1 protein-coding gene is annotated in these 232 nt (G+C 63.8%); it reads left to right on the top strand.

Annotated elements, in window-relative coordinates; genetic code table 11:
• The coding region (locus OZ10_RS20260) for a transposase (protein WP_139051385.1) at positions 1 to 232 on the top strand (232 nt) is incomplete at both ends.

Raw genomic sequence — 232 nt, 5'->3', positions numbered from 1 at the left:
GGTTGCCGGAGCTTGGGACGCTCAACGGAAAGCAGATCTCCCGATTGGTGGGGGTTGCCCCGCTATCGCGCGACAGCGGCAAGATGCGTGGGAAACGAGAGATCGGCGGAGGCCGTGCCGACATCCGGCAAGCGCTGTACATGGCGGCGATGTCCTCGGCGCGTCACGAGCCCCGCCTGCGTGATTTTTATAGAGCGTTACGGACACGCGGCAAGGAAGGCAAGGTCGCGAT

This window comes from Xanthomonas cannabis pv. cannabis, from assembly GCF_000802365.1.
Taxonomy (GTDB): Bacteria; Pseudomonadota; Gammaproteobacteria; order Xanthomonadales; family Xanthomonadaceae; genus Xanthomonas; species Xanthomonas cannabis.
This window is presented reverse-complemented; position numbering and strand designations above follow the sequence as displayed.